Here is a 12,274-nt window from a genome sequence, read left to right as displayed (position 1 = left end):
GGGTCAAGGGGCCATTGGCCCCTTGCGGGTGCCCGAGGGCAGGGCCTCGGATCACAGTTCTTTATCGTATCGTATTCAGACAGTAGCGGCGCCGCTGTGCGCGGCAAAGAGGTCGATGAGGTGCTGGCAGTTGCGTTCCTGGTCGAAGAGCTCGTAGACGAGGTCGCGGCCGTTGACGGCCCATTGTCTGGCGCGGTCGCGGTCGGAGATGGTGTCGGCGATGGCGTCGGCCAGCTGGGTTTCGTTCTTTTCTTGTATGAGCCGTCCGGTCTCGCCGTCGCGGACCACTTCCTTGATGCCGGCCACGTCCGTGGCCACGACGGGCACAGTGTACGACATGGCTTCCATAATCACGTTGGGGATGCCGTCGCGGCCGCCGGTTTTGTTCACCATGGAAGGCATGACAAAGACATCGGCAGTGCTCATGAGCTCGGCAATACGCTCGTGGGTGACGAAGCCAGGGAAGGAGACCGTGTCGGCGAGGCCCAGCTCGCCGGCCAGCTTCTTGAGGCCCGGGCCTTCGCGGCCGTCGCCGGCCAGGGTCAGGTGGACGTCGATGCCGCGGTCCTTGAGCAGCTTGCACGCCTTGAGCAGGTAGTCGTAGCCCTTGGTGGCCACGAACCGGCCCACGGCGAGGAGGTTGTACGGCGGCTGCATGACCACGGGCGCCTCGCTGCCGTGGCCCAAGGTCAGGGCGTTGTAGGCGAGCTGGACCTTGGCCTTGTGGCGCTCGGAATCGTCCAGCGTGTCGGCAAAGCTCTGGATGTAGGAGATGTTGAAGGCATTGTTCACGCGCACGAAGCTGGCTTTTTCGAGCTTTTTGGCCAGAGCCGGCTCGGGCGGGTGGATGTCGCCGGCGCGCGCAGCAAAACTGAAGGGGACGCCTGTCAACTCGCTGGCGACCATGGCCGATGTGGCCGCGCCCCCGGCCCAGCAGGAGTGGATGTGCTCGATGCCCTGCTCCAGGGCGTAGCGGCCGAAGGTGAAGCCCATGTGCAGGCCCCACCAGTTCTCGCCCTGGCGTTCCATCGTGCCATACCACTGGCCCAGGACCTGGCGCATCAGCCGCCAGTATGTCTTGGGCCGGCGCTTGCGCCAGAAGGCGTGGTCGCGGAACAGGTGCTTCAGATGGCGCACGCCGTGGTGCGTTGCCTTGTCGTAGGCCTGCATCTCCGGCGAGAGATCCTTGGGATACGGCCCGTAATGCGACCAGACAACAAGGGGCAATCCCATGGTGCCCAGATAGACGGCTTCGCGGAATACAAAGGTCTCCGACGGCTTGGGAAGCCACAGAGCGATAAATGCAGTGTTAGGAAGACTCACAGGGGCTGTGCCTTTAAAGGAGAGGTGAATTTCTGATCACTTGCAAAAAACAACCGACGCAGCCGGCTTTTCCTATCCCAAACGTACGAGAATGCCAAGACGATGCGAACCACGCGGGATTACAGAGGCTCTATCAGCTCCAGGTTCACTTCCAGCCGCGAGAGGTTCACGTCCGTCAGGGTCACGCGGACGCGCTGGCCCAGCTTGAGCTGCTTGCCGGTGCGCTCGCCCACAAGGCGCTGCCGTTCCGGGAAGTATCCGTAGTAATCGTCGTCCAGGCTGGAGAGGCGCACCAGCCCCTCGGCCATGACCTGCTCCAGCTCCACCCAGAAGCCGAAGTCGGCCAGGGAGTTGATGACGCCGGTGAACTCCTCGCCCACCTTGTCCTGCAGGAAGAGGATGGTGAGCCGCTTGAGGATCTCGCGCTCAGCGTCCATGGCCTTGCGCTCGGTATCGGACAACGCGCCGCCCAGGTTCTTCATGCCGTTGGGGCCCGGCAGGGCCTCCACATCCTTGCCCGCCACATAGTTCTTCAGCGAGCGGTGCACCACCAGGTCGGCGTAGCGGCGGATGGGCGAGGTGAAATGGCAGTAGCAGTCCGAGGCCAGGCCGTAGTGGCCCTCGTTCTGGGGCGAGTACTTGGCCTGCATCATGGTGCGCAGGGTCAGGCGGTTGACCAGGAACTCGAAGTCCGTGCCCTCGGCCGCGTCCAGGAGCTGCTGCAGCTCCAGCGGCGAGACGGACTCGCCGCCGCGCACCTTGGGCAGCTTGTCGGCCAGCTCGGTCGCGCTCAAGAGGTCAAAGAGGCTGCCCAGCTTTTCCGGGTTCGGCGACGGGTGGATGCGGTACATGCAAGGCCGCTCCGCCTCGGTGAGCATCCGGGCCACGGCCTCGTTGGCCGCGATCATGAACTCCTCGATGATCTGGTGGCCGAAGTGCCGCGTCTTGGGCGTGATGTCCACGGCCTCGCCGTAGAGGTTGAAGTGTATCTCGGGCTCAGGCAGGTCGAAATCCAGGGTGCCGCGGGCGCGGCGTTCTGCATGGAGCACGCGGGCCAGCCGCTCCGCCTCCTCCAGCATGGGCATAACGTGCTGGATGGCCGTGCGCTCCTTCTCGTCCTTGTCCAGCACGGCGCGTTTCACCTGGGCGTAGGTCAGCCGGGCGTGACTCTTGATCACGGCGTTGTACGCCTTGGACTCGCCGGGCTGGCCGTCGGCGGTGAAAGGCACCTCGGCCACCATCACCAGCCGCTCCACGGCCGGGTTCAGGCTGCACAGACCGTTGGAGAGCCGCTCCGGGAACATGGGCTCCACGGACTGCGGAAAGTAGTAGGAGTTGCCGCGCTCGCGCGCCTCGCGGTCCAGGGCGCTGCCGGCCTTCACAAAGTGGCTCACGTCCGCAATGGCCACCCACAGCCGCCAGCCCTTGCCCTCCTTCTCCACGTACACGGCGTCGTCAAAGTCGCGCGCCTTGGCGCCGTCGATGGTCACAAAGGAGACCTCGCGCAGGTCCTCGCGGCCTTCCCAGTCCTGGGGCGAGGGATGCTCCGGCAGGGCGTTGGCCTCGGCCAGCACATGCTGGGCAAAGGCGCGGGGTATGGAGTGGTTCTCCTTGACCAGCTCCTCCTGCACGGAGGGGTCGTCCTCCTGGCCGAGCTTGGCCAGGAACTTGACCTCCCAGATGCCCTGGTCGAGCTGATCACCCACCTCGACCATATAAATGTCGTTGGGCTGGGGCTCCGCGCCCACATCGCCCTCGTCCAGCATGAAGCGCGCCTTGATGCGCGGCTCCGTGGGCTCCAGCAGATAGTAGTCGCCCAACCGGCGCAGCAGCCTGGCGGCCAGAGTCTTGTGGCCGCGCTCCAGAACCTTGGTGATGCGGCCTTCGGCGCGCCGGCCCTTGCGTCCGGGCAGTACAGCCACGGCCACGCGGTCATCGTGCCAGGCCTCGTCCATGTTGCCGGGGTGGACAAAGATGTCCTGGCGGCGCTTGTCGTCCGGAATGACAAAGCCCACGCCGGAGCGTTGGACCTCCAGCGTACCGGTCACGATGTGCAGGTTCTCGGGCAGGCCGTATGCGCCGCGCTTGAGCCGGTACACCTTGCCCTTGTCCATGAGCTCGTGGAGCACGGACTTGAGCCGGTGCTTGTCCTTCTTGGAGGCACCCAGGGTTTTGAGGATGTCCTGACTGGAGAGAGGCTTGCCCGCCTCGCGCAGAATGTTGATGACCTTCCGGGGGTCGAGCCCCCAGGCGTCCTTGCCTTTCTTGCTCTTTTTCTTTTTCGCCATGTGTTCACTGGGTGGCGCGCCCTGCGCGCCGGAATGAGAAGGACGGCCCGGGGAATCCCGCACCGCAGAAAGAAAAAAGGGGGCCGCCGGCCCCCTCTTCGTGTGTCGATGTTATCTGCGATCGCCGAACAGTCGGAGCAGCATCAGGAACAGGTTGATGAAGTCCAGATACAACCTGAGTGCGCCGATGATGGTGCCGCGGCGGACGGCCGTGGCGTCGCCTTCGGGCACCGTCTCGCCCATCACGCGAAGCTGCTGCGTGTCGTAGGCCGTAAGGCCGGTGAAGACGATGACGCCGATGACGCTGACGACCATGTCCAGCACGGTGCTCTGCAGGAAGATGTTAACCACCATGGCAATGATGATGCCGATGAGCCCCATGAACATGAAGCTGCCCATGCTCGTGAGGTCCTTCTTGGTCATCAGGCCGTACAGGCTCATGGCCCCGAACATGGCCGCGCAGATGAGGAACGTGGAGACGATGGAGGCCTGGGTGTAGATCAGGAAGATGAACGAGATCGTTACGCCGTTGAGCGCCGAGTAGACCATGAACATGGCCGTGGCCGCCGTGGCGGAGATGCGCGAAATGGCCGCGGACAGCGCGATGACCAGCAGGAACTCGGCGATGATCAGACCGATGAACAGGCCGGAGATGCCGCCCTGCGGGGTGACGAAAAGGCTCAGCACGGCCTCGGAATGGGCCACGTACCAGGCCACGCCGCCGGTAACGAGCAGCCCCAGGGACATCCAGAAGTACACGCCGCGCATGAACGCATTGACGACCTCAGCGCGCGCACCGACGCGTGATGCGACAGAGTCGTTATAAGGCATTGGTATTCCTCCGATCGTATGGAAATTTGGGTGTGGTTCGCATCATAGAGTAGATCCATCGTCTAAATAACAGCCGCAATGCTCCTTGGCAAGGTCCACGCCACACTATTCGCCTTCCAAACCCAAGTGGGGAAGGCGTTGGGGACTGTTCGGACCTTCTCTTCCCCAAGATTCCCCTCTTGCCTCATCCTGCGTTCAAAGGAAAATGAAACTTTCGTACGGAAATTTCATTCTCCCCGGACAATCCCCTCTCTTGCGCACAACTATCCGCCATACCAGGACGTTCGTGGATCAAATCAACCGCTGACATGCAATTGTAACATTCTCGCCACGAGTTCCCCATACGGCGTGTGTAGTTTCCGCTGCCTGTGTTCACGGGAAAGCTTGCGGCTGCTGAATCAACGTCCTCCACACCGGCCGAAACCGCGCCGGTCCGCGCAGGACACCGCTTCCTCTGCAGAACGACGCTATTCCGTCACATGCAGCATGCTAGTTCTTGCTGGATCGTAAAGGTGGGAATTCGGAAGCGGCGCTGGCCGCGCCCTGCGAAAACGCACGCATCGGGCGGCGCGTACGCCGGGTTCCAGGCCGCGGCCGACAGTCCCCACAAGAACACGTGACTCTGGACAACCAATGATATCTTTGCCGAACATCCTTCTCGCCATTTTCATCCTGTCGGGCATCTCCTTCTTCTTTGGCCGCAAGCATTCGCTGGCCATTGTGGGGGGGACCAAGCGCGCTCAGGAGCTCCACTCGCGGCCCACGTACTATGGATGGCTGCTGGCGCTGTGGTGCTTCATCCCGGCGTTCATCATCTTCGCCGCCTGGGGCCTGTTCAACGACACCATCATCACGAGCATCGTTGTCCGCGACCTGCCCGCCTCGCTGCAGAGCCTCCCTTCCTCGCGGCTTGAGCTGATCATCAACGATATCCACAACGTGGTTTCCGGCTCCTTCATGGGCGCGGACAAGCACCCGGACATCGTGGCTGCGGCCGAGCACTACAAGAATCTGCAGAGCCTGGGCAACATCGCCATGGCCGTGGCCGTGCTCTGCGTGGCCGCCGGCGGGCTGTTCATCGGCTACCGCAAGATCGTGCCCGAGTACCGCGCCCGCAACGATGTGGAGCATGTCCTCAAGATCGTGCTCATCATCTGCTCCACCCTGGCCATTTTCACCACCATCGGCATCGTGCTCTCGGTGCTGTTCGAGGCTATCCGCTTCTTCCACAAGGTACCGCTCACGGACTTCCTCTTCGGCCTCGACTGGAGCCCGCAGATGGCCATCCGCGCCGACCAGGTGGGCTCCTCCGGCGCCTTCGGAGCCATTCCGGTGTTCGCGGGCACCATGCTCATCTCGGCCATCGCCATGTTCGTGGCCGTGCCCGTGGGGTTGATGTCCGCCATCTACCTCTCGGAGTACTCCGACAAGAAGGTCCGCGCCGTGGTCAAGCCGGTCATGGAGATCCTCGCCGGCGTGCCCACCGTGGTCTACGGCTTCTTCGCCGCCCTGGTCGTCGCACCCATGTTCCGCGGCCTGGGCGAAGCCATGGGCATGGACATCGCCTCGGAAAGCGCCATCGCCGCCGGCTCGGTCATGGGCATCATGATCATCCCGTTCGTCTCCTCCCTCTCGGACGACGCCATCAACGCGGTGCCGCAATCGTTGCGCGAAGGCTCCTACGGCCTGGGCGCGACCAAGTCCGAGACCGTGCGCAAAGTGGTGCTGCCCGCGGCCCTGCCCGGCATCGTGGGCGGCATCCTGCTGGCCGTGTCCCGAGCCATCGGCGAGACCATGATCGTGGTCATGGCCGCCGGCCTGTCCGCGAACCTCACGGCCAACCCGTTCCAGGCCGTCACCACCGTCACCGTGCAGATCGTCACCCTGCTCATCGGCGACCAGGAGTTCGACAGCCCCAAGACCCTCGCGGCCTTCGCCCTCGGACTCGTGCTCTTCATCATCACCCTGGTCCTCAACGTCATCGCGCTCTACGTGGTGCGCAAATATAGAGAACAATATGAATAGGCAGACTATGGATAACGAAGCGCCCGTGAACAACAACGGCAACAGCTTCCACGGCCTGCTGCCTGCGGAACAGCACAAGCGCATCCTCAGGAAGCGCCACGCCGCCGAGTTCCGCTTCAAGATGTACGGCATCGCCGCCGTCCTGGTGAGCATCCTGCTGCTGGCCACGCTGCTGTTGACCATTGGCGTGAACGGCTACTCGGCCTTCCAGCAGACGTACATGAAGCTCGATCTCACGCTGGACGCCAACGACATCCCTGCCGACGATCTGGCCCACGCCAACTACCAGGGCGTGGTCAAGAGCTCGCTCAGGAAGATGTTCCCGGACGTGAGCGGCCGCCGCGAGCTGCGCAAGCTCTACTCCCTGGTTTCCAGCGGCGCCGCCTTTCAGCTTCGCGACAAGGTGCTGGATGACCCCGGCCTGGTGGGCCAGACCATCTCCTTGTGGGTTCCGGCCGACGACGATGTGGACATGTACATGAAAGGCCACCTTGACGAGAGTGTGCCTGCGGATCAGCGCCGTCTGAACCCGGATCAGGTGGAGTGGATCAACAAGCTGCGCGCCGAGGACCGCATCGAGAAGCGCTTCAACACCACGCTTTTCACGGCGGGCGACTCCCGCGAGCCCGAGCTCGCCGGCATCTGGGGCGCCACGGTGGGTTCCTTCTACACCCTGGTGGTCACGCTGCTCCTCTCCTTCCCCATCGGCGTGGCTGCGGCCACCTATCTGGAAGAGTTCGCGCCCACCAACAGATGGACCGACTTCATCGAGGTCAACATCAACAACCTCGCGGCCGTGCCCTCCATCGTCTTCGGTCTGCTGGGCCTGGCCGTGTTCCTCAACTTCTTCGGTCTGCCGCGCTCGGCTCCGCTGGTGGGTGGCCTGGTGCTCACGCTGATGACGCTGCCGACCATTATCATCTCCAGCCGCGCAGCCATCAAGGCCGTGCCGCCGTCGATCCGCGAGGCCGCCCTGGGCATCGGTTCCTCCAAGATGCAGACCGTGCTCAACCACGTGCTGCCCCTGGCCCTGCCCGGCATCCTTACCGGAACCATCATCGGCATGGCCCAGGCCCTGGGCGAGACGGCCCCGCTGCTGATGATCGGCATGGTCGCGTTCATCGTGGACATCCCGGGCGGCTTTACCGACCCGTCCACGGTGCTGCCCGTGCAGATCTACCTCTGGTCGGACAGCCCGGAGCGCGCGTTCCTGGAGCGCACCTCCGCCGCGATCATGGTGCTGCTGGCGTTCCTCATCGCCATGAACGCCGTGGCCATCCTCTTGCGCAAACGTTTTGAACGGCAATGGTAGACGGTTCTTTTTTCCCATCCAACGAGGTCAACACGCACCGCGCGTGTTCCTGATACACAACCCAGTCAACTATTTTGGAGGCAAACCATGCGTAACGTTCTTCTCGTACTCGCCGCGCTGGCGGTTCTCGTGAGCTTCTCCGGGACCGCCAATGCCCAGGCCCGGGATTACATCTCCATTGTGGGCTCTTCCACGGTGTATCCCTTTGCCACGGTCGTGGCCGAGCAGTTCGGCAAGACCACCAAGTTCCCCACTCCGAAGATCGAGTCCACCGGTTCCGGCGGCGGCCTGAAGCTCTTCTGCGCCGGCGTTGGCGTCGAGAACCCCGACATCACCAACGCTTCCCGCCGCATCAAGAAGTCCGAGTTCGAGAAATGCCAGACCAACGGCGTCAAGGACATCGTCGAAGTGAAGATCGGCTACGACGGCATCACCTTCGCCAACTCCAAGTCCGCCAAGCAGGCCAACTTCAGCCGCAAGCAGCTCTTCCTGGCCCTGGCCAAGATGGTCCCGGCTCCGGACGGCTCCGAGAAGCTGGTCGCCAACCCCTACAAGAACTGGAACGAAATCGACTCCTCCCTGCCCGCCGCCAAGATCGAGGTCCTCGGCCCGCCGCCCACCTCCGGTACCCGCGACGCTTTCGTGGAGCTCGTGATGGAGCACGGCGCCAAGGAGTTCCCCTTCATCAAGGCTATGGGTAAGGACGAGTTCAAGGCCGTTTCTCAGACCGTGCGTGAAGACGGCGCCTACATCGAGGCCGGTGAGAACGACAACCTGATCGTCCAGAAGCTGGAAGCCAACCCCGAGGCCTTCGGCATCTTCGGCTTCAGCTACCTCGACCAGAACATCGACAAGATCCAGGGCTCCAAGATCGACGGCGTTGCCCCCACCTTCGACGCCATCGCCGACGGTTCCTACCCTGTGTCCCGTCCCCTGTTCTTCTACATCAAGAAGGCCCACGTGGGCACCATCCCCGGCATGGAGCAGTACGTTGCCGAGTTCACCAGCGACAAGGCCTGGGGCCCGGATGGCTACCTTGCCGAGAAGGGCATGATCCCCATGCCTGACCAGGAGCGCAAGGAGTTCGCCGCTGCCGCCAAGGATCTGACTCCCATGACCGCGGCCGCTTTCAAATAAATCCGCATTCTATTAGACGCAGACCGGGCCGGCATACCCATGCCGGTCCGGTTCCTTTGCCTTGCAGGCCCTGGGCCGGAACCGCTACAATCCAACCAACGCTCAAACCAGCAGCACACGAGATTCTCATGGCCACGACGGAGACCACAGCCGAACCGAGGAACGACAACCGTATCATCATCGACCCCGATACGGACCCCCGCGCGCTGGAAGCCGCCTATGTTGACGATCCGCGCATGAAATGCCGCGACGTCAACGTCTACTACGCGGATTTCCACGCCATCCACAACGTGGACCTGGACATCGCCAAGAACCAGGTCGTGGCGTTCATCGGTCCCTCGGGCTGCGGCAAATCCACGTTCCTGCGCTGCCTCAACCGCATGAACGACATCATCGACATCTGCCGCGTCACCGGCAAGATCACCCTGGACACTGACGACGTCTACGATCCCAAGATCGACGTGGTCAGCCTGCGCCGGCGCGTGGGCATGGTCTTCCAGAAGCCCAACCCCTTCCCCAAGTCCATCTACGACAACATCGCCTACGGCCTGCGCATCCACGGCATGGCCTCCACCCGGCACGAGGTGGAGGAGACCGTGGAAGCCAGCCTGCGCCGTGTGGGCCTGTGGGACGAGGTGAAAGACCGCCTGGACATGTCCGGCACCAGCCTCTCCGGCGGCCAGCAGCAGCGGCTCTGCATTGCCCGCGCCATCTCCGTGAACCCGGAGGTCGTGCTCATGGACGAGCCCTGCTCCGCCCTGGACCCCATCGCCACCGGCATCATCGAGGAGCTCATCCGCGAGCTCACCGAGCTCTACTCCATCGTCGTGGTCACGCACTCGCTGCAGCAGGCCGCGCGCATCTCCGACCGCACAGCCTTCTTCCACCTGGGCAAGATGATCGAGGTGGGCCACACCGAGAAAATCTTCACCAAGCCCTACCACAAGCTCACTGAAGAGTACCTCACCGGCCGCTTCGGCTAGGCCGGCAACCGGACGCTCTTCCGCGCTCTGCCCTGCGAAGGCGGCGTTCTTCACGAGTTTTTTGCACCAGCCTTTGACATCCGCCATGCTTTCTCCATAATTATGGAAGCATGGCACACAACCACGCACACCACGGCCATCATCATGGCCCGGCCTCGTACGACAAGCGCTTTGCCGCCGGCATTGCGCTCAACGTCGTCTTTGTCGTCGTGGAGGTGGTCTACGGCTTTGCCGCGGACTCCATGGCCCTGCTGGCCGACGCCGGGCACAACCTCTCCGACGTCCTCAGCCTCGTGCTGGCCTGGGGCGCCGTCTATCTGGCGCGCAAGCAGCCCTCCCGCAAGCTCACCTACGGCATGGGCCGCTCCACCATCTACGCCTCGTTCATCAACGCCTGCCTGCTGCTGGTCGCCATCGGCGCCATCACCCTGGAGGCCATCCAGCGGCTCTTGCACCCGGTGCCGGTCTCGGCCGGCGTGGTGGTCTGGGTCGCAGCCGTCGGCACCATCATCAACACGGCCACGGCCCTGCTCTTCATGTCCGGCAGAAAGGGCGACCTCAACATCCGCGGGGCCTTCCTGCACATGGCCGCGGACGCCGGCGTCTCCCTGGGCGTGGTTGCCGCCGCGCTGGTCATCGCCGCCACCGACGCCGTCTGGCTGGACCCGGTCATCTCCCTGGCCATCGTCGCGGTCATCGCCATCGGCACGTGGGGGTTGTTCAGGGAATCCGTGGACCTGGCCATGGACGCCGTGCCCAGGGGCATCGACCTCAAGGCCGTAGAGCGCTACCTGCTGGAGATCCCGGGCATCACGGCCTACCACGACCTGCACGTCTGGCCGCTCTCCACCACGTCCACGGCGCTGACCGTGCATCTGGTGCACCCGGCAGGCGAGATCCCGGATGACAGCGACTTCCTCCACCAGATCGGCGACGAGTTGCACGAGCGCTTCGGCATCGACCACGCCACCATCCAGCTGGAGACGGATGATTCGAGCTGCACCCTGCACAACGTCTGCGTGTTCAGTGAGGACGATGAATAAGGATTAGGATGCGGCCAGGGACGAACCGGGCTAATGACCGCGGAGAAAGCAAGATCTGACGCCGCAAGTGGGCGAAGGAGCATTGCTGACTTGGCTTCTACACAAACCCCAGCGCCCAGCGGCCGAGCCCCACGAGCACCAGCAGCGCGCCCTCCAGCCGCGAGATGCGCCAGCCCGTGCGCATGAACAGCAGCACCAGCGCCACGGCTCCCACCATGAGTCCCAGCGACGGCAGTGAGGACGGGTCCACGCTGATGGGGCGCATCACGGCGGTGAGCCCCAGCACCCCGGCGAGGTTGAAGAAATCGCTACCGATGAGGTTGCCCAGCAGCATGTCGTTCTTGCCGCGCAGGCTGGCTGCCAGGCAGGTCACCAGCTCCGGCAGCGAGGTGCCCGCGGCCACCACAGTAAGGCCGATGGCCCAGTCGGACACGCCGAGCGCCGCAGCAACCACCCGCGCGCCCTCCACCAGCCAGTCGCTGCCCAGGGTGATGGCCGCGAACCCGATAATCAGCTTGGGCCCGTCGATCCATGTGGCCACGCGGTCGCCCGCCTCCTCCAGCAGCTCCTCGGCCATGGCGATGTCCATGGGGCCGGGATCGCGGATGCCCTTGTAGACCAGCAGGGCGACGTACCCGCCGAAGATGACCAGCAGCCCAAGGCCCATTGGCCGCGTCAGCGCGCCCTGGGTGCACATCAGCAGCAGCACGCCCACCACGGCCCACAGCATCACACCGTCGCGGTAGAGAATGGTCCGGTGGGTGGGGATGGGGTTGAGGATGGCCATGGCCCCCAGGATGATGCCCAGGTTGAAGATGTCCGAGCCCACCACGTTGGCCAGGCTGATGGCCGGCAGCCCCTTGAAAGCGGACTGCGCCGTGACAAAGAACTCCGGGGCCGAGGTGCCCATGGCCACCACGGTGAGCCCGATGACGAGCTCCGAAATATTCAGACGCCGCGCCACGGCCGCGGACGACTCCACGACCCAACCGGCCCCGAACCAGAGCAGTACCGCACCCAGCACGAGTAGAACGATATCCAGAAGCATCCCGGAGTCATACAATATGGGGCGGATGATGGGAAGGCGCGTCTCCTTACTTTGGCTGCGGGGATACATGCGCTCAGCTGAATTCCACTCGCATCGTGCACCAAGGCGCATGCAATGCAGCGTGATGGCGACCTTCACACACAGGCGACGAGAAGCGTTCGCGCGCCATCCCTTGTCTAAGTTTTTAGACAAACGCCCGCACTCTGATCGGCATCCTCGAAAAAAGACAATTTGCGCCCTGCGCACCGGTCTTTCTTTTTGACCTCGCCATGCATCCGGCGTAC

9 protein-coding genes are annotated in these 12,274 nt (G+C 63.6%); 5 read left to right on the top strand and 4 right to left on the bottom strand.

The window, feature by feature from the left end:
- Nucleotides 1-75: 75 nt before the first annotated feature.
- From E8L03_RS00120 to E8L03_RS00110, 3 genes are all read right to left on the bottom strand, one after another.
- Nucleotides 76-1,323, bottom strand: a complete 1,248-nt coding sequence (locus tag E8L03_RS00120; RefSeq protein ID WP_171266217.1) for a glycosyltransferase family 4 protein — start codon at nt 1,321-1,323, stop codon at nt 76-78.
- Nucleotides 1,324-1,442: 119 nt separating this feature from the next.
- Nucleotides 1,443-3,611, bottom strand: a complete 2,169-nt coding sequence (rnr, locus tag E8L03_RS00115; protein WP_171266216.1) for a ribonuclease R — start codon at nt 3,609-3,611, stop codon at nt 1,443-1,445.
- Nucleotides 3,612-3,722: 111 nt separating this feature from the next.
- Complete coding sequence (locus tag E8L03_RS00110; protein ID WP_171266215.1) at nt 3,723-4,442, bottom strand: Bax inhibitor-1/YccA family protein; 720 nt, start codon at nt 4,440-4,442, stop codon at nt 3,723-3,725.
- 633 nt (nt 4,443-5,075) lie between these two features.
- Between E8L03_RS00110 and pstC the strand changes: the two genes are divergently transcribed.
- The 5 genes from pstC (at nt 5,076) to E8L03_RS00085 (ending at nt 10,942) form a co-directional block, all read left to right on the top strand.
- Nucleotides 5,076-6,467, top strand: coding sequence for a phosphate ABC transporter permease subunit PstC (gene pstC, locus E8L03_RS00105; RefSeq protein WP_235896565.1), 1,392 nt, complete (start codon nt 5,076-5,078; stop codon nt 6,465-6,467).
- On the top strand, nt 6,460-7,779 hold the full coding sequence (gene pstA / locus E8L03_RS00100) for a phosphate ABC transporter permease PstA (RefSeq protein ID WP_144304996.1): 1,320 nt from the start codon (nt 6,460-6,462) through the stop codon (nt 7,777-7,779). Before pstC ends, pstA begins: the two co-directional genes overlap by 8 nt.
- Before the next feature lie 87 nt (nt 7,780-7,866).
- Nucleotides 7,867-8,916 carry a PstS family phosphate ABC transporter substrate-binding protein gene (locus E8L03_RS00095; RefSeq protein ID WP_144304997.1) on the top strand — a complete coding sequence of 350 codons (1,050 nt, stop codon included), beginning with the start codon at nt 7,867-7,869 and terminating at the stop codon, nt 8,914-8,916.
- Between the two features lie 236 nt (nt 8,917-9,152).
- Complete coding sequence (gene pstB / locus E8L03_RS00090; RefSeq protein ID WP_216367962.1) at nt 9,153-9,899, top strand: phosphate ABC transporter ATP-binding protein PstB; 747 nt, start codon at nt 9,153-9,155, stop codon at nt 9,897-9,899.
- Between the two features lie 110 nt (nt 9,900-10,009).
- Nucleotides 10,010-10,942 carry a cation diffusion facilitator family transporter gene (locus E8L03_RS00085; RefSeq protein ID WP_171266214.1) on the top strand — a complete coding sequence of 311 codons (933 nt, stop codon included), beginning with the start codon at nt 10,010-10,012 and terminating at the stop codon, nt 10,940-10,942.
- Nucleotides 10,943-11,039: 97 nt separating this feature from the next.
- On the opposite strand, the gene E8L03_RS00080 is transcribed toward E8L03_RS00085, so the two are convergent.
- Nucleotides 11,040-11,990, bottom strand: coding sequence for a calcium/sodium antiporter (locus E8L03_RS00080; protein ID WP_171266213.1), 951 nt, complete (start codon nt 11,988-11,990; stop codon nt 11,040-11,042).
- Nucleotides 11,991-12,274: the final 284 nt, after the last annotated feature.

The sequence above is a fragment of the Oceanidesulfovibrio marinus genome (assembly GCF_013085545.1).
GTDB lineage: Bacteria > Desulfobacterota > Desulfovibrionia > Desulfovibrionales > Desulfovibrionaceae > Oceanidesulfovibrio > Oceanidesulfovibrio marinus.
The sequence above is the reverse complement of the archived record's forward strand: the minus strand, read 5'-3'. Positions and strand labels throughout refer to the sequence as shown.

Coding starts and splice junctions, on each gene's coding strand:
- rnr (WP_171266216.1), bottom strand. CDS start 3,611: ATGGCGAAAAAGAAAAAGAGCAAGAAAGGCAAGGACGCCTGGGGGCTC.
- E8L03_RS00110 (WP_171266215.1), bottom strand. CDS start 4,442: ATGCCTTATAACGACTCTGTCGCATCACGCGTCGGTGCGCGCGCTGAG.
- pstC (WP_235896565.1), top strand. CDS start 5,076: ATGATATCTTTGCCGAACATCCTTCTCGCCATTTTCATCCTGTCGGGC.
- pstA (WP_144304996.1), top strand. CDS start 6,460: ATGAATAGGCAGACTATGGATAACGAAGCGCCCGTGAACAACAACGGC.
- E8L03_RS00095 (WP_144304997.1), top strand. CDS start 7,867: ATGCGTAACGTTCTTCTCGTACTCGCCGCGCTGGCGGTTCTCGTGAGC.
- pstB (WP_216367962.1), top strand. CDS start 9,153: ATGAAATGCCGCGACGTCAACGTCTACTACGCGGATTTCCACGCCATC.
- E8L03_RS00085 (WP_171266214.1), top strand. CDS start 10,010: ATGGCACACAACCACGCACACCACGGCCATCATCATGGCCCGGCCTCG.
- E8L03_RS00080 (WP_171266213.1), bottom strand. CDS start 11,990: ATGCTTCTGGATATCGTTCTACTCGTGCTGGGTGCGGTACTGCTCTGG.